We start from the raw sequence: 15,556 nt of genomic DNA, 5'->3' as shown, positions 1-15,556 counted from the left end.
GGCCTATTATGGAGATGGGCGGGGCGGTTGCAAAATTTCCTCAAAGATCAGCGCCGGCGCATCAAACTTTCCGGGGCCCTCATAAAATCCCCACACTTTTCCGTATACTCCCGGCCATGGCAAAAAAAGCGAAGAGAGCGGCTCCGCGCCGCCGTAAGAAGAAAGCGTCGGCGCGGCGCTGGATCAGTGGGCGTTTCCTCGCCAAGGTCCTGGCGGTGGGGCTGGTGGCGATGGCCGCTGGCCTGATCTATCTGGACGCTCTGGTGCAGGAACGGTTCGACAGCCATGTCTGGCAGCTGCCGGCGCGGGTCTATGCCCGGCCGGTGGAGCTGTATCCCGGACGGGTTCTGTCGCGGGCGGACATGCTCAAAATGCTGGAGCTGATGCGTTACCGGCAGGCGCCGGGCGCGCCCACGGCCGGTAGTTATTCGGTGAACGGCAATCAGCTGATCATTCATACCCGGGGGTTCCGCGACAGCGACGGTGGCGAACCGTCCCAGCGCCTTAATCTTCGTCTTGGCGGTGGTGAGATCGCATCGTTGCGGGCCGGGCAGGGCGGCTCTCTGGCGCGGCTGGAGCCAATGCAGATTGGCAGCATCCATCCGGGGCACAGCGAGGACCGGGTCTATGTGCCGCTGGACCGGGTGCCGCCGCTGATGGTCAAGATGTTGCTGGCCACCGAGGATCAGGATTTCCACGAGCATCACGGGGTGTCCCTGCGCGGCCTGGCCCGGGCCATGCTGGCCAATATCAAAGCCGGCCGTCTGGTGCAGGGTGGCAGCACGCTGACCCAGCAGCTGGTGAAGAATTTCTGGCTCACGCAGGATCGCACCCTGCTGCGTAAACTGGTGGAACTGCCAATGGCGGTGCTGCTGGAACTGCACTACAGCAAGGAGCAGATTCTCGAGGCCTATATCAATGAGGTGTACCTTGGCCAGGACGGATCCCGTTCCATCCATGGCATGGGGCTGGGTGCGCAGTTCTATTTCGGTCGTCCCCTGGAAGAACTGGAGCCCCATCAACTGGCGACCCTGGTGGGGTTGCTCAAGGGGCCCAGCTGGTACGATCCGCGCCGCCGTCCGGAGCGTTCGCTGAAGCGTCGCAACACGGTGTTGCAGGTGGCTCGTCAGCAGGGCGCGCTGAGCGAGGAAGAACTGCACCGCTTCAGCAAACGGGGACTGGAAGTGGTGCCACGAGGCGAGTCGCCACTTTACGCGTTCCCCGCGTTCATCGATCTGGTGCGGCGCCAGCTTGCCCGCGACTATCCGCCGGAAGTGCTTGGCGTCGATGGTCTGCGTATTCACTCCACGCTGGACGTGCTGGCGCAACTGGCGGCGGAAAAGGCGCTGCGCGATCATCTGGAAAGCAAGGATCCCGGTGGCAAGAACCATCTCAATGGCGCGGTGGTGGTGGTGGCGCCGACCCAGGGGGATGTATTGGCGGTGGTCAGCAATCGCCGCTCCCGGGAACATGGTTTCAACAGGGCGCTGGACGCGGTGCGGCCGATCGGTTCGCTGGTGAAGCCAGCGGTGGTGCTGGCGGCGCTGGAGCAACCGAAAAAATACAGTCTGGCCACCATCGTCAACGATGAGCCGCTGTCGGTGCCGCTGCGCAACAATGACCCCTGGCAGCCAAAGAACTTTGACAACAAATCCCTGGGCCCAATGCCGATACATGACGTTCTGGTGCGTTCGCGCAACCAGGCGCTGGCGCGACTCGGCATGGATGTGGGCCTGAACAAGGTGGCGGACACGCTGAAGACCTTGGGGGTACAGCGGGATATCCCTCTCTATCCGAGTATTCTGTTGGGCAGCTTGGGGCTGACGCCGTTCGAGGTGGCGATGATGTATCAGCCGCTGGCCACTGGTGGTTTCGCCACGCCGTTGCGTTCGATCACCGATGTGCTCGATAAGGATGGCCAGCCGATCGCGCGTTACCCGATCACCACCGAGGAGGTGCTACCGCCGGAGCCGGTGTTCGTGTTGCAGCAGGCGATGCAGGATGTGGTCGACCAGGGCACCGGCCGTGGCGTGCGTGCCAAGCTGCCGGCTTCGGTGAAGGTGGCCGGCAAGACCGGCACCAGCGATAATTTCCGCGATGCCTGGTTCGCCGGTTTCTCCGCCAATCATCTGGCGGTGGTGTGGGTCGGTCGGGATGACAATAGCCCTGCCGGAGTCAGCGGTTCCTCTGGCGCGGTGCCGGTATGGGCGCAAATGATGGCTTCGCTGCCGCAACGCAGCCTCTCGCAGAAGCCCCCGGCCGGAGTGGAGTGGGTTTGGATGGATCCGTCCGGTACCCTGGTCAGCGGTGAGGGCTGTGATGGCGCCCGCCGTTACCCGATGCTGCCCGCATCGATTCCCGAGGAGGCTGACCGTTGCGGGTCTCGTGACGGCGACAACAAGAAAGGGGTATTGCAATGGTTCAAGGGCTGGTTCGACTGACGTTGCTGGCCGCCATGCTGGCCGGTTGCGCGACGACACCCACGACGGGCACGGGAGGCGATTATGGCTCTTCTTCGTCCTCATCCTCGTCGTCGTCATCGACGCCTTCCGGTGAGCCCGGGCGGGAGCCGGTGGATGCCCGGGCCGACCTGCAAGGGTCGCCGGCGCTGGCGCTGCTTGATCGCGCCGAGGGGGCTCGCAACCAGGGCAATATGTCCGCGGCCGGACGTTACCTGGAGCGGGCGCTGAACATGGAACCTGACTCATCCTGGGTGTATCGGCAACTGGCCAGGTTGCGTCTGGAAGAAGGCGACGCCCATTCCGCCGAAGGGTTGGCCCTGAGAGCCTTGCGGCTGGCGCCCTACAATCCGGGGTATCAGGCGGAGTTGTGGGAACTGGTGGCCACCGCCCGCGAGCGGCAGGGGGACAAGGACGGCGCTCGCGAGGCCAGGAAGCGGGCTCAGGAATTGCGCCGGGGTACCGCATGACACCGGCGGTCAAGGCCGCCGAGAAAGCCGGCGTGGCCTTTCGCACACACAGCTACCAAGCCGATCCACAGGCCCCCAGCTATGGGTTGGAAGCGGCGGACGCTCTGGGCCTGCCGGTTGAACAGGTCTTCAAGACACTGCTGGCAATGGTGGACGAGCGGCCTCAGGTGGCCATGGTGCCGGTGCACAAGCAGCTGGATCTGAAAGCTCTGGCCAAAGCCGCTGGCGGTAAGAAAGCGTCCATGGCGGATGCCGCCGTGGCGCAGCGGCTTACCGGCTATGTGCTCGGGGGTATCAGCCCGCTGGGGCAGAAAAAGCGGCTGCCGCTATGGCTCGACGACAGCGCCGAAAGCCAAAGTGTTTTGTATATGAGCGGCGGCCGGCGCGGCTTGGAAATTGAAATGGCGCCGGCGGACCTGCTGGCACTGACCGGCGGTCGTCTGGCGCTGCTGGCCCGCTAACACACCGTTTGCCGCTACAGCGCCGCGAACGCTTCGCGGGCGGCGTTGATGGTGGCGTCGATGTCTTCATCGCTGTGGGCGATGGAGACGAAACCGGCCTCAAAGGCGCTGGGCGCCAGATAGATACCGCGGTCCAGCATGGCATGGAAAAAGCGTTGGAAGCGTTCCGTGTCGCAGGCCATCACTTCCGAGAAACGGCTGATCCGGGTCTGTTCGGTAAAGAACAGACCGAACATGCCGCCCACCTGATTGGTGGTGAAGCCGATCCCGCATTCCCGCGCCGCCATCGATAACCCCTCGGTGAGGCGCCGGGCTCTGGCTTCCAGGGCGTCATGGAAACCGGGCTCGAGCAAAGCCCGCAGGGTGGCCAGGCCGGCGGCCATCGCCACCGGATTTCCTGACAGGGTGCCAGCCTGATAGACCGGCCCCAGTGGCGCCAGGCTTTCCATGACCTCTCGCCGGCCGCCGAGAGCGCCCACCGGCATGCCGCCGCCGATGATCTTGCCCAGGGTGGTGAGGTCCGGGGTGATGCCGTAAAGGGCCTGGGCGCCGCCCAGAGCGACGCGGAAGCCGGTCATTACCTCGTCGAAGATCAGCAGCGCACCGTGTTCGCTGCACTGGGCCCGCAAGGCATCGAGGAAGCTCTGGGTGGGCGGTACGCAGTTCATGTTGCCGGCCACCGGCTCGACGATCACCGCGGCGATGTCGCCACCCTGCTTGGCGAACACTTCCGCCACGGCGGCGGCGTCGTTATAGGGCAGTACCAGGGTGTCGGCGGTGACCGCCGCCGGCACGCCGGGGGAGCTGGGTGTGCCCAGAGTCAGGGCACCGGAGCCGGCTTGTACCAGCAAGCTGTCCACATGGCCGTGGTAGCACCCTTCGAATTTTATGATCTTGTCCCGGCCGGTATGACCACGAGCCAGGCGGATGGCGGACATGGTGGCTTCGGTGCCGGAGTTGACCATGCGCACCATGTCCATGGAGGGCACCATCTCGCAGACCAGATCGGCCATCTCCACTTCGGCCTCGGTGGGGGCGCCGAAGCTCAGCCCGCGAGCCACCGCCTGTTGCACCGCTTCGCGCACCGCCGGGGCGTTGTGGCCCAGTATCATGGGGCCCCAGGAGCCAACGTAGTCGACATAGCGGTTGTCGTCCTCGTCGAACAGGTATGCACCCTCCGCCCGCTCGAAGAACACCGGGGTGCCGCCGACACCGTTGAAGGCGCGGACCGGCGAGTTGACGCCACCGGGAATGTGCTTCTGGGCACGGCGGAACAGCTGCTCGGATTGCGTGCGACTCATGGGGACTCCTTGCGAAACGGATCCGGGCCCGGCTCGTGGGGGAGCGGGACAGAGGATCATGAGGGTGGCATCCGCCACCGGGGATTGATGGGCATTATGCGTATTCCGGAAACCGGTCGCCACCTCCGAAGAGCCTGTTTCGGGTCAGCGAACGGGGAACAACCGGGAGAGCTGGCGCGCCCGGACTTCGATCTCATCGCAGTCGGCGGTGGCGAACAGGCCGTGAATCAGAGCAACCATATCGGCGCCAGCGTCGATCAGCGGTTGGGCGTTGTCCGCGGTGATGCCGCCGATGGCAACCAGCGGTTGAGTAAAGCGGTCACGGGCTTGCCGCAGGGTATCCAGCGTCACCGGCGGTGCCTTGGGCTTGGTGTGGGACGGATAGAAGCGCCCCAGCGCCAGATAATCCGCGCCCTCGGCGGCGCCTTTGGCGGCCAGTGCCAGATCGCCGTGGCAGGAGACGCCGATGATTTTGTCGGCGCCAAGCAAGGCGCGGGCGGCGGGTACGGCACCGTCATTTTGTCCCATATGTACGCCGTCGGCATTGACCGCCTGGGCCAGAGCCGGGTCATCATTGACGATGAACAGTGCGTCGTATTGGTGGCACAGTTCCGCCAGGCGGCCGGCCCGCTCCAGTCGTTGCATGGCGCTGGCGGGTTTGTCGCGGTACTGCAGCAGCCGGGCGCCGCCGCGCAGAGCGGCCCGGGCCGCGGGCAGCAGGCGCTGGTCCGGGATCAGCATCGGGTCGGTGATGGCGTAGAGGCCGTGCAAGGGGGATGTCATGGCGTCCTCCGGTCCGGAACGTGCTGGCCCTGGCCCGGCCGCCAGGCGGCGCGCAGATATTGATCCACATGAGCCTGTCCCTCCGCCACCGCTTGTTCCAGTGGCATGCCCTGGCCGCGCAGGCAGGCAATGGAGGACGCCAGGGTGCAGCCGGAACCATGGTAAACATGGGGCAGGCGCCGCCAGTGCCAGCTTTGTGTCTCGCCGCTGTCCAGGAACAGATGATTGCTGACCTGATCGGTATCGTCATGGGTGCCGGTGATCAGCACCGCTTTGGCGCCACTCCGGCACAGGCGCTGGCCGCAACGGGCCGCGCTTTGCCCCCCCGCCGGGTCAGGCTCGCCGTCCTCCCCGGCCAGCAGCCGGGCCTCGGGCAGGTTGGGGGTGAGCAGTTCGCACAACGGCGCCAACTCGCTGATCATGGCGTCGCCAAGTGATTCCCTGGTCAGGCTGCCGCCGCTTTCCGCCGCCAGGACCGGGTCCAGAATCACCGGCACACCGGGCAAACGTGCCAGCAGGCGGGCGATGAAGTGGACCGTGGCCAAGGATCCGGTCATGCCGATCTTCACCGCCTGGAAGTCGTAATCGGCGAGCAGGGCGTCCGCCTGACGCTCCAACAGATCAATATCCGTCAGTTGGAAACCCAGCACGTGCTGGCTGTTCTGCACGGTCAGGGCGGTGATCAGAGTGCTGGTCAGCCCGCCCAGATCATGGATTGCCTCGATATCGGCGTGAATGCCGGCGCCGCCGGATGGGTCGTGTCCGGCGATAACAAGAATATTGGGTTTCATGGTGTCGTCGTCGAAAGCCGAAGGGCGAAAAGTGGCACGTCGCGCGGGGCGCGGACGTGATAAGGCTAGCGTCGGGCGTTCAAGCAATGGCGTCAAGGGCCGTGATCAGAACGGTTTCACCACCACCAGAATCACGATGCCGATCAGCAGCAGTACCGGTACTTCGTTGAACACACGAAAGAACCGATGGCTTTTGGTATTGGCGTCGGCGGCGAACCGTTTCAGATGCGCCAGACACATATGATGGTAGCCGATCAACAGCACCACCAGGGCCAGCTTGGCGTGCATCCAGCCCTGGGTTTTGTACAGGTCCCAATGGCTGATCAGCATCCACAGGCCCAGCACCACGGTGACGATCATGCTCGGGTTCATGATGCCCCGGTAAAGCTTGCGCTCCATGATCTTGAAACGCTCGCGACTGACCTGATCCTCGGCCATGGCGTGATACACGAACAGGCGTGGAAGGTAAAAAATACCAGCGAACCAGCATATAACCGCAATCAAATGAAAGGCTTTCAGCCACAAAAACATGGGGCGGGGCTCCTTGTAGCGGAAGCAGCCCAGTGGCTGTACCGGGCTTCCGGGCGTACACTATAACGGCTTTTTAATGGAGCCTGCTCATGATCTTTACGCCACCGCGCCGGTGCTCCCTTCTCACCTGGTGGACAGTGTCGTCAGGTCGTGATTCCGATTGTGCGGTGTAGTCAATCTACATAAACAGGCGTAATCGCGGGCTGGCGGCAAAATACCCGGAGGGCACAAGGGGCGCCCGTCCCTTCGGGTTGCGCTGGAAAAGGCGCCATGCTGCGTTACGGACTTTGATTTTGGAACCACCAGAGCCTGCAGTCCACGCCTTGCCTGGCGCCTTTTCCAGCAGCAACGCGGTGGTGTAAAGATCATGAGCAGGCTCCCAATAATCACGTCCGGGTTGGCGGAGGGCTGGCCGGGGTGTGCTTTTCTGCTCGGGGAGTCTAGTGAAGAGAAGACCGCGTTCCGGCCGGCTGTTACGTTATTACTTCTTTCGCACGCGGCGCCTTACGCGCAGGCAATTGGGCACCATTCAGGACTGGAAGCTGCGCGCCGTGTTCTGGATCGGTGCTCTGCTGGTGGGGTTGCTGGTGGTGGGGTTCGCCTGGGCGGTGGAGCTGGCCGCGGAAACCTTCAATCGCATTCACGCTTATTCGCCTTACATTCCTGTCGCCATGACCCCGCTGGGGATGATGGTGATCATCTGGCTGATGCGCCGCATGGGGCCGGAAGCCCAAGGTAGCGGGATTCCTCAGGTATTGGTGGTGCTCAAGCAACGCTACCATTGGTTGCGCCCCACCTTCCTGTCGCTGCGGGTGATCGCGCTGAAGTTCGTTCTCACCGTGCTCGGGGTGCTGTGTGGCGCCAGCATCGGCCGCGAAGGCCCGAGTGTGCAAATCGGCGCCGCGATGATGTATTCGGTGGGCCAGGTGGGGCGGCTGCAACAAAAATACGTGGATAACGCTCTGATCGTCGCCGGCGGCGCGGCCGGGGTATCGGCGGCGTTCAACGCTCCGTTGGCCGGGATCGTGTTCGCCATTGAGGAGCTGTCCGGCTCCTTCGAGCAGCGCACCAGCGGTACCCTGATTCTGGCCATCATTCTCTCGGGGGTGGTGGTGCTGATGATCAACGGCCATTACAGCTACTTTGGCCATCCCCAGGGCGATCTGGAACTGACCGCCAACTGGCTGGCCATTGGCGTGGTGGCGCTGATTTGCGGCTTGCTGGGCGGTTTGTTCAGTCGGTTGCTGATCAGCGGCAGTCGCTGGCTGACACCGCACGCCGTCAGACATCCGTATCGGGTAGTATTCCTCTGCGGCGTGGTGTTGGTGGCTCTGGGGCTGCTTACCGGAGGCGCCACCTATGGCAGCGGGTACGAAGAGGCGCGCAGCCTGCTGGATGGGGAGCATATTGGCGACTGGTCCTTCCCGCTGGCGAAAATGGGCGCGACTCTGGTGTCCTATTTCACCGGGCTCCCCGGAGGCTTGTTCTCGCCCAGCCTGGCGGCTGGCGCCGGCATTGGCAGCGCCGTGAGCGGCTGGTTCCCGGAGGCCTCGGTGGTCGGCATTACCGTGGTGGCGATGGCGGCGTTTCTGGCCGGCGTGATTCAGCGGCCAATCACTTCCTTTGTGATTGTTATGGAACTGACCGGTAACCGACATGATCTGCTGTTGTCTCTGATGGTGGGCGCGTTTTTGTCCGCCGCGGTGTCGAAGCTGGTATGGTCGCGTCCATTATACGATTCCCTGGCGGAACGCATGGCCAACGGCGCGGGGATGGCGGCGGAGGGGAGGCGTCCCGCGAGTGAGGACAAGGCGGTCTGAGGGCCTGTTCAGGCTCTATTCGCCGACGCGCCGGAGGTTCCTGTTTACCCGGTAGTACCCGGGGTAGCGTGTCGTTGGGTCGCGATCCCGACTGTACGCAGTTCTCATTCCGCATGGGCTGGCGGCAACAGATCTTAAACAGACTCTGAGTTGCCGGGCCGGATGGCCCTGCCTATTATTTTCCCGTTCCGGTGGCCTGAACGGTCAGGAGCTCGGGGGAATTATCTATTTTGGAGCATTCTATGGCCTTGGCCGAAACGGCAAACAAGCACGGGGCACGCATCGCTAATGGCGATAGCGGGTTGTGGTCCTGATGGCGAAGTGGGGCGTGAAGAACCGATTGGACGATGTGGTGCTGGTACCGGTCAGCCCCTCCACCCAGCGGCGGCGGCGTTTGCTGGCGGGCCTGGCGGTATCGTTACTGTGCCTGGTGTGTCTGGTGGGTGGCGGCGCTTTGGTCTGGTGGTACGGTGTGCCGGGGCTGTCGGTGATCGCCGGCGACACTCGCGAAGGCGAGGATGACGGTCCCGCCCGGCGCTCTTTGCACCAGGTCAAACAGGAGTTGGATCAGGCCCGGAAGGAACTGGCGGTGTACCGTACCGAAGCTCAGGTGGGGGAGCAGGCGCGGGAGCAATTGCGCCAGGAGATCCGGGGCTTGCGGGATCAGCAGGCGGAATTGGAACAGGCGGTCTCGTTCTACAAGAATGTGATGTCCCCCAGCGATGAAGATCACGGGTTGGTAGTGCAAAAACTGGAACTGAGCCCCGCGGAGGGTGAGCGGCGGGTGCGTTATCGCCTGGTGCTGGTACAGACCGGGGAAAACCGTGATGCTTTGTCCGGCCGCGTCAGTTTCACCCTGCGCGGCAGCCGCGAAGGCGAAGCGTTCACCGCCGATGCGGCTGATTACCTGGAAGAGCACAGCGAGGACAGGTTTCAGTTCCGGTATTTCCAGGAGCTTTCGGGTATCGTAACGGTGCCCGCGGAACTGCAGGTGTCATCTCTGGAGGTGACCGCCACGGCATCCGGGCGAAGGACCGCGCAGTCGGAACAGCGACTGCCTTGGTAAGGTTCCTGGGGGAGTGGGGCGTGTTCCGATGCGCCCCGGCAAAACGATAATCATCAGGAGACAACGGTGTTGGGTCGAGACAAGAAAGGCAATAGTCAAGGCTTTCGCGACCACACCCTGATCGCCGCTAGTGCCCGCATCTTGGGGGATGTGGAATTCACCGGTGGCCTGCATATTCAGGGGGAAGTGGAAGGGAATATTCGTGCCGGTGATGACGGCGGACAACTGATCATCGGGGAGACCGGAGTGGTGCGTGGCGAGATACAGGTGCCACGGGTCACCATCAATGGCAGGGTGGAGGGCGACGTCAGCGCCGCCGAGCATCTGGAACTGGCCAGCAAGGCGTCGGTGGACGGCAACGTCTACTACATCATGCTGGAAATGGTGATGGGAGCCCGGGTTAACGGTAAGCTGGTGCGTATGGACGAGGAACGGCGGAATCTGCCGGCTCCCGGGCAAAAAGCCGGAAAGCAGGTCGAGGCGGATCCGGCGGAAACCGTCTGAGCCATCGGGCCTGTCGCGGTCTGACGCGTGTCGAGTGGCGAGATTCCTGGCGAGAGCGCAGTCGCTGTCAGCGATGGAGCGGACTGGTGGTTTCCGTGTTGGCCCTCGGGTGTATTGATCCGGGGGCGTCGGAACGATTCCGGTGTGACGGGTGACGAAGGGGGGGCTTGCTATTCTTGACTAAAACACTCAGGTATTGGACCATGCTCGCCCTGGATATGAAGTGATCATGATGAGCGAATCCGCACCTATTACCCTGACCGAACGCGCGGCTCAGAAAGTCCAGGAGCTGCGTGATGACGAAGGCAATCCCAATCTGAAGCTGCGGGTGTACATCACTGGCGGCGGTTGTGCGGGATTCTCCTACGGTTTTACTTTCGATGAGCAGGTTAACGACGACGACACCTCGGTGGACCGGGAGGGCGTGACCCTGCTGGTGGACGCCATGAGTATCCAGTATCTGGATGGCTCCGAGGTGGACTATGAGCAGGGGCTGATGGGTTCCCGGTTCGTGGTCAATAATCCCAATGCGGCCACCACTTGCGGTTGCGGTTCGTCCTTCTCTGTGTAAATCTCCCAAGGGCAATCGCCGTGCGAGACACTCTTGGCGGATCGTCATAAAACCGTCACCAAACAGTCAAATCATTGTCTCCACGGGCATGGATGCTGGAGGCATGATGATTCAGCGACCCAGTTTCCAACGTATGACCGCCGCCGACGTGCGTGCCATGTGCTGGTTGTCCAAACAGCCCCGGGCCGCCCGTTGGGCGAAGGTGGCGCGCCTGGTTTCCCGTCTTGGCGATGGGCCCCTGTATGTGGTGCTGGTGGCTCTGGTCTGGACTTTGCTGGATGGCATCGGCACGGTGTTCGCTCAGGCGGCGGCGATTGCCTACGTCATTGAGGTGCCGGCGTTCATGCTGCTGAAGAATCTGATTCGCCGCCCACGTCCGGCGGACAGCGTGGAAGCCCTTAACGCCTTCATCAAACCGGCGGACCGATTCAGCTTCCCGTCGGGGCACACCGCCGCGGCTTCCGTGATGGCCACCCTGATTTGTGTCTTCTTTCCGGCACTGGCGCCCATGGCCGTGTTGTTCGCTCTCATGGTGGGTGCTTCACGTGTACTGCTGGGCGTGCACTATCCGACGGATATCCTCGCTGGCGCCACTCTGGGCGTCTCGTCCACGCTGAGTGCGCTGTGGATTCTCGGGAGCGTGTAATCAGGGGAGTGTGAGCTGGCCAAGCACCGCGGCCCGGCTGGCTCCGGTAACGGACGGTGCATTTCCCGTTTCCCCTTCGATTCTGGCCCAGGCCAGCCAGGCAAAGGCGCTGGCCTCCACCCAGTCCGGATGCAGACCAAAACCCTCGGTGGAACGTACTGGAATTCCAAGCAGCGTGGAAAGGCGGGCCAGTAAATGCTGGTTGTGAGCGCCCCCTCCGCAGACCAGCAGCTGTTGCGGCGCGAAATCCTCGACGGCGTCGGCGATGCTGCGGGCGGTCAGCTCCGCCAGGGTGCTTTGGACCTGCTGAGCGTTGGCGTCCGCCGGCAAATGCCGCCGCAGCCAGTCCTCGTTGAAATGCTCACGGCCGGTGCTTTTGGGCGGAGGTAGCTGAAAATAAGGGTCGGCCAGCAGGGCGCTCAGTAGATCCGGCAGGAGGGTGCCGCCGGCCGCCCAGGCGCCGGATTGATCATAGGGTTCGCCCTGGTGCTGTTGCACCCAGAGGTCCATCAGAACATTGCCGGGGCCGGTGTCGAAGCCGCCAATCAATTCCCCTCCATCCAGCAGGGAGACGTTGGCCATGCCGCCGATGTTGACCACCGCGACCCGTGGCGCCACCGCCCCGAACAGCTGCTGATGGAAGCGGGGAACCAAGGGGGCTCCCTGGCCGCCGAGCACCATGTCTTTATTGCGGAAATTGCTCACCACCGGGATGCCGGTGTGGACGGCGAGGGTGTCCGGGCAACCGAGCTGAACGCTGAAACCCGGATCGCCGGGGCGATGGCGGACTGTCTGGCCATGACAGCCGACGGCGTGGATTTGATCAGGTTGGTGACCGGACCGGGCCAGCAAGGCCCGCGTGGCGTGAGCATAGGCATCGCCGAGCCGCCGATGAAGGCGGCCGGCTTGATCGATCTCATCCGGGCCACCGCGACACAGCCTCAGGATGTCGTCACGCAAGGTGTCGGGTAAGGGGAAGCCCTGGTGGGTGAGGAGTTGGAAATCCCGCTTGCCGATGCGGGCCAGCACAGCGTCGATGCCATCGACGCTGGTGCCGGTCATCAAACCGATGTAGAGCCCGTCACCGGACATCGCTGCGTGCCAGGGTGGCGGCGCCGGCGAACAGGGTCATCTGCGAGTTGATTCGACGCACCTGGGTCAGGTACTGCTCCTTGTTCCCCGGGCTGACGCCCTGTGCCTTGGGCAGAGGGACGGTTTGCGGGTTGCGATGCGTGCCGTCAATGCGGAACTCATAGTGCAGGTGCGGGCCGGTGGCGAGGCCGGACGAACCCACATAGCCGATGGTCTGGCCCTGGTTGACCCGTGTGCCCACGCGAATGCCCTTGGCGAAGCCCCGCATATGGGCGTACAGAGTGGTGTAACGACGGCCGTGCTGAAGGATGACCACATTGCCATAGCCGCCTTTCACACCGGCGAAGATCACCTTGCCTTTGCCCGCGGCCTTGATTGGCGTGCCGGAAGGGGCGGCGTAGTCGGTGCCCTTGTGCGCGCGGATGGTGTTCAGTACCGGGTGACGACGCCCCGGGTTAAAGCCGGAGCTGATGCGGGAAAACGCCACCGGGGTGCGAATGAAGGCCTTGCGCATGGAGTTACCCTCGGCGTCCAGGTACGCCATGGCGCCGTCTTCATCCTCATACTGATAAGCCGTGAGGTGGCGGCCCCGGTTCCAGAACTCGGCGGCCAGAATGTCGCCTTCGCCCACTTTCTCGCCGTCCAGGTACAGCTCCTCGAAGAGCACGCGGAAGCGATCTCCAGGGCGAATGTCGAGAACGAAATCCACATCCCAGCCGAAGATGTTGGCCAGTTGCATGGTCAGATTGTCGCTCATGCCGGCGGCCTGGCCGGCCAGGAACAGAGAGCTGTTGATGGTGGCATCGGCGAAGCGGACGCGGCGCTGGTACTCGCGCTGCTCGCTGCTGGCTTGCCAGCTACCGTCCCCGGTAAGGGTGGCGGTAATGGTCTGAATCCTGGAGGGCTTGTATTTCAGAGCCTGCAGTTCGCCCTGGTCGTTGAGCAGAACCTCGAAGGTCTGGCCGGGGCGGATATTCTTGAGGTCTCGCAGGCGCTGGTCGCCGGTCACCAACCGATGAACCTGAGTGGCGGTGACGCCGCGGTCCTGCAGCAGGCGGCCCAGGGTGTCCCCCGAGGCCACGGTGATGGTTTCCCATTGAGGGGCAGGCTCGGCGGGCGTCGGTTCGGAGGCGAGTTCACTGGCCGGTGTGGCGCTGGGGGTGGCCGCCGGGCCCGGCTCGGCGGCGGTTGGCGGATTGCCAGCGGCTTCGAGGTTCAAATTCAGGGTCTGGGGGCGTTCGGGTCGACTCTCTCCGGATTCCGGTAACAGGGTCACAAGGGTGACGATTAGAACAAGGCTTCCGGAGAGCAAAAGGTGGGTGCGGGGAAAGTGGCGCACCGATCGACCGAGGGCGGATATATGTTTTCTCATGCTGTAAGTAGCGCTCTGAGTTTGTGCCGCCTGAGGCGATGAAAAAAATATTGCAGCAAAGATACCTGTCTTTATATGTCTTTTACAACTATTCCAAGGTGCTACAATGCCGCGTTTCAAACAGACTGGTGTTATTGGAGCACCAGCTAGTGGCGCCGGTTCCCTGACTTTCGGGCGGGAAAAGAGGCGCGAATATGGAAAGGCAGAGGCAATCGATGACTGATGTGGATCAACAACTGGCGCTGATTCGCCGGGGCGCGGATGAGATTATTCAGGAAGACGAGCTGCGGGCTCGTCTGGAAAGCGGGCGCCCACTTCGCATCAAAGCCGGCTTTGATCCCACTGCTCCGGATCTGCACCTGGGTCATACCGTTCTGATCAATAAACTCCGCCATTTCCAGGATCTGGGGCACCAGGTGATCTTCCTGATCGGTGATTTCACCGGAATGATCGGGGATCCCTCCGGAAAAAGTGTCACCCGGCCGCCGCTCAGCCGTGAGGACGTGCTGCGCAATGCGGAGACGTACAAGGAGCAGGTGTTCAAGATTCTGGACCCGGACAAGACCGAGGTGGCGTTCAACTCCTCCTGGATGAGTGAGCTGGATGCCGCCGACATGATCCGCCTGGCCAGTCAGTACACGGTGGCGCGGATGCTTGAGCGGGACGATTTTGATAAGCGCTACCGTGGTAACCAGCCGATTGCCATCCATGAATTCCTCTATCCGTTGGTGCAGGGATATGACTCCGTGGCGTTGCGGGCTGATGTCGAGCTGGGTGGGACCGACCAGAAGTTCAATCTTCTGATGGGGCGCACGCTGCAGAAAGGGCATGGCCAGCCGCCACAGATCTGCCTGACCATGCCGCTGTTGGAGGGGCTGGACGGGGTGCAGAAGATGTCCAAGTCCCTGGGTAACTATGTTGGCGTTACCGACGCGCCCGGGGATATGTACCGCAAATTGCTGTCTCTGCCGGACGCTCTGACCTGGCGCTACTACGAGCTGCTCAGTGCCGTGTCCAATGAAGAACTGGTCCGTTTGAAGGTGGAGGCCGAGCGTCTGGGGAGTCCCCAGGAGGCTAAAAAGGCGTTTGCCCTGGAGATGGTGACCCGTTTTCATGGTGAGGAAGCGGCGCGGACGGCGCCATCCTCCGCGGGTAACCTTACTGCCCTGGGGGATATTCCGGAAAACGTGCCGGAGGTCGAGGTGGCTTTGGGCGATGAGGATGAGGTGCACATCGTGCCGTTGCTTCGTCTTGCCGGGCTGGCCCAGAATGGCAAAGCGGCCAAGGACGTGTTCGGGCGTGGCGCGGTTTATGTGGATGGCCAGCAGCTGACCTTGGAGCGCAGTTTCAAGCGCGGCGAAAGTGCCGTGATTCAAGCCGGTAAGAAGAAGATCGCCCGGGTCACGATCACGTGATTCCGGGGGCGGAAAGCCCGGGTTTGGCTGAAAAGTAGGCGATCGAAAGTTTTTTTCAGGAAAGTTCAAAAAAAGGTTTGACAGGAAAGGCGCGATCCGTAGAATGCGCACTCCTCGACGGGGCAACAACGCAGACGCGGCCCCGCAGCTCTTTAACAATCAGGCAAGCAAACGTGTGGGACCTGTTTGGGGTCGAGTTCTTTACTAGATATCGACTCTGAACAAGTCAACCCAGTTGAGTTGTAATGAGTTGAGCATGATTTAAGTGCTCCTT

The 15,556-nt window shown here is 62.7% G+C and carries 15 protein-coding genes; 9 read left to right on the top strand and 6 right to left on the bottom strand.

The features are described 5' to 3' along the window. The first annotated feature begins 116 nt into the window (after window positions 1-116). Genes mrcB through ybaK form a run of 3 tightly spaced genes read left to right on the top strand, consistent with a single transcriptional unit; the run spans window position 117 to window position 3,390 of the window. Complete coding sequence (gene mrcB, locus E0L37_RS20930) at window positions 117-2,441, top strand: penicillin-binding protein 1B (RefSeq protein ID WP_133493580.1); 2,325 nt, start codon at window positions 117-119, stop codon at window positions 2,439-2,441. After that, a complete protein-coding gene (locus tag E0L37_RS20925; protein WP_133493579.1) occupies window positions 2,417-2,929 on the top strand; it encodes a lipopolysaccharide assembly protein LapB in 513 nt (170 codons plus the stop codon). Before mrcB ends, E0L37_RS20925 begins: the two co-directional genes overlap by 25 nt. Further along, entirely contained in the window at window positions 2,926-3,390 is a 465-nt protein-coding gene (ybaK, locus tag E0L37_RS20920) for a Cys-tRNA(Pro) deacylase (protein ID WP_133493578.1), read from the top strand. Before E0L37_RS20925 ends, ybaK begins: the two co-directional genes overlap by 4 nt. A 14-nt stretch (window positions 3,391-3,404) precedes the next feature. On the opposite strand, the gene hemL is transcribed toward ybaK, so the two are convergent. The 4 genes from hemL to hemJ form a co-directional block, all read right to left on the bottom strand. Beyond that, complete coding sequence (gene hemL, locus E0L37_RS20915; protein WP_133493577.1) at window positions 3,405-4,691, bottom strand: glutamate-1-semialdehyde 2,1-aminomutase; 1,287 nt, start codon at window positions 4,689-4,691, stop codon at window positions 3,405-3,407. 144 nt (window positions 4,692-4,835) lie between these two features. Then, a complete protein-coding gene (gene thiE / locus E0L37_RS20910; protein WP_133493576.1) occupies window positions 4,836-5,474 on the bottom strand; it encodes a thiamine phosphate synthase in 639 nt (212 codons plus the stop codon). Next, window positions 5,471-6,265: a hydroxymethylpyrimidine/phosphomethylpyrimidine kinase gene (locus tag E0L37_RS20905; protein WP_166643114.1), complete on the bottom strand. Its 795-nt coding sequence runs from the start codon at window positions 6,263-6,265 to the stop codon at window positions 5,471-5,473. The genes thiE and E0L37_RS20905 overlap by 4 nt, the downstream gene beginning before the upstream one ends. Window positions 6,266-6,370: 105 nt before the next feature. Next, a complete protein-coding gene (gene hemJ, locus E0L37_RS20900) occupies window positions 6,371-6,796 on the bottom strand; it encodes a protoporphyrinogen oxidase HemJ (RefSeq protein ID WP_133493575.1) in 426 nt (141 codons plus the stop codon). Between the two features lie 443 nt (window positions 6,797-7,239). On the opposite strand from hemJ, the gene E0L37_RS20895 reads away from it, so the two are divergent. The 5 genes from E0L37_RS20895 (at window position 7,240) to E0L37_RS20875 (ending at window position 11,403) form a co-directional block, all read left to right on the top strand. Then, entirely contained in the window at window positions 7,240-8,616 is a 1,377-nt protein-coding gene (locus E0L37_RS20895; protein ID WP_133493574.1) for a chloride channel protein, read from the top strand. Between the two features lie 328 nt (window positions 8,617-8,944). Further along, the gene (locus E0L37_RS20890; RefSeq protein ID WP_133493573.1) at window positions 8,945-9,682 is read left to right on the top strand and encodes a DUF6776 family protein; all 738 of its coding nucleotides are present in this window, start codon (window positions 8,945-8,947) and stop codon (window positions 9,680-9,682) included. A 66-nt stretch (window positions 9,683-9,748) separates the two neighbouring features. Continuing rightward, window positions 9,749-10,186 (top strand): polymer-forming cytoskeletal protein, encoded by a 438-nt coding sequence (locus E0L37_RS20885; RefSeq protein ID WP_133493572.1) that lies wholly within the window; start codon window positions 9,749-9,751, stop codon window positions 10,184-10,186. 232 nt (window positions 10,187-10,418) lie between these two features. Then, window positions 10,419-10,757 (top strand): iron-sulfur cluster insertion protein ErpA, encoded by a 339-nt coding sequence (erpA, locus tag E0L37_RS20880; protein WP_236564191.1) that lies wholly within the window; start codon window positions 10,419-10,421, stop codon window positions 10,755-10,757. 103 nt (window positions 10,758-10,860) lie between these two features. Next, window positions 10,861-11,403 carry a phosphatase PAP2 family protein gene (locus E0L37_RS20875; RefSeq protein WP_236564190.1) on the top strand — a complete coding sequence of 181 codons (543 nt, stop codon included), beginning with the start codon at window positions 10,861-10,863 and terminating at the stop codon, window positions 11,401-11,403. Here the strand turns inward: E0L37_RS20875 and E0L37_RS20870 are convergent, their stop codons facing one another. Beyond that, window positions 11,404-12,495 carry an anhydro-N-acetylmuramic acid kinase gene (locus E0L37_RS20870; protein ID WP_133493570.1) on the bottom strand — a complete coding sequence of 364 codons (1,092 nt, stop codon included), beginning with the start codon at window positions 12,493-12,495 and terminating at the stop codon, window positions 11,404-11,406. Continuing rightward, on the bottom strand, window positions 12,485-13,771 hold the full coding sequence (locus E0L37_RS20865) for a peptidoglycan DD-metalloendopeptidase family protein (RefSeq protein WP_370450654.1): 1,287 nt from the start codon (window positions 13,769-13,771) through the stop codon (window positions 12,485-12,487). Before E0L37_RS20865 ends, E0L37_RS20870 begins: the two co-directional genes overlap by 11 nt. Before the next feature lie 311 nt (window positions 13,772-14,082). Here E0L37_RS20865 and tyrS point away from each other — a divergent pair, with 311 nt between their 5' ends. Then, window positions 14,083-15,282: a tyrosine--tRNA ligase gene (tyrS, locus tag E0L37_RS20860; protein WP_133493569.1), complete on the top strand. Its 1,200-nt coding sequence runs from the start codon at window positions 14,083-14,085 to the stop codon at window positions 15,280-15,282. The last annotated feature ends 274 nt before the right edge of the window (window positions 15,283-15,556 follow it).

Origin of the sequence: Alcanivorax sp. 24 (assembly GCF_004360225.1) — a bacterium.
Classification (GTDB): Bacteria; Pseudomonadota; Gammaproteobacteria; order Pseudomonadales; family Alcanivoracaceae; genus Alloalcanivorax; species Alloalcanivorax xiamenensis.
This window is presented reverse-complemented; position numbering and strand designations above follow the sequence as displayed.

Excerpts from the sequence above, each read along its gene's own strand:
- hemL (WP_133493577.1), bottom strand. The coding sequence starts at position 4,691 with ATGAGTCGCACGCAATCCGAGCAGCTGTTCCGCCGTGCCCAGAAGCAC.
- E0L37_RS20905 (WP_166643114.1), bottom strand. The coding sequence starts at position 6,265 with ATGAAACCCAATATTCTTGTTATCGCCGGACACGACCCATCCGGCGGC.
- ybaK (WP_133493578.1), top strand. The coding sequence starts at position 2,926 with ATGACACCGGCGGTCAAGGCCGCCGAGAAAGCCGGCGTGGCCTTTCGC.
- tyrS (WP_133493569.1), top strand. The coding sequence starts at position 14,083 with ATGACTGATGTGGATCAACAACTGGCGCTGATTCGCCGGGGCGCGGAT.
- thiE (WP_133493576.1), bottom strand. The coding sequence starts at position 5,474 with ATGACATCCCCCTTGCACGGCCTCTACGCCATCACCGACCCGATGCTG.
- E0L37_RS20925 (WP_133493579.1), top strand. The coding sequence starts at position 2,417 with ATGGTTCAAGGGCTGGTTCGACTGACGTTGCTGGCCGCCATGCTGGCC.
- hemJ (WP_133493575.1), bottom strand. The coding sequence starts at position 6,796 with ATGTTTTTGTGGCTGAAAGCCTTTCATTTGATTGCGGTTATATGCTGG.
- E0L37_RS20875 (WP_236564190.1), top strand. The coding sequence starts at position 10,861 with ATGATGATTCAGCGACCCAGTTTCCAACGTATGACCGCCGCCGACGTG.
- mrcB (WP_133493580.1), top strand. The coding sequence starts at position 117 with ATGGCAAAAAAAGCGAAGAGAGCGGCTCCGCGCCGCCGTAAGAAGAAA.
- E0L37_RS20870 (WP_133493570.1), bottom strand. The coding sequence starts at position 12,495 with ATGTCCGGTGACGGGCTCTACATCGGTTTGATGACCGGCACCAGCGTC.
- erpA (WP_236564191.1), top strand. The coding sequence starts at position 10,419 with ATGAGCGAATCCGCACCTATTACCCTGACCGAACGCGCGGCTCAGAAA.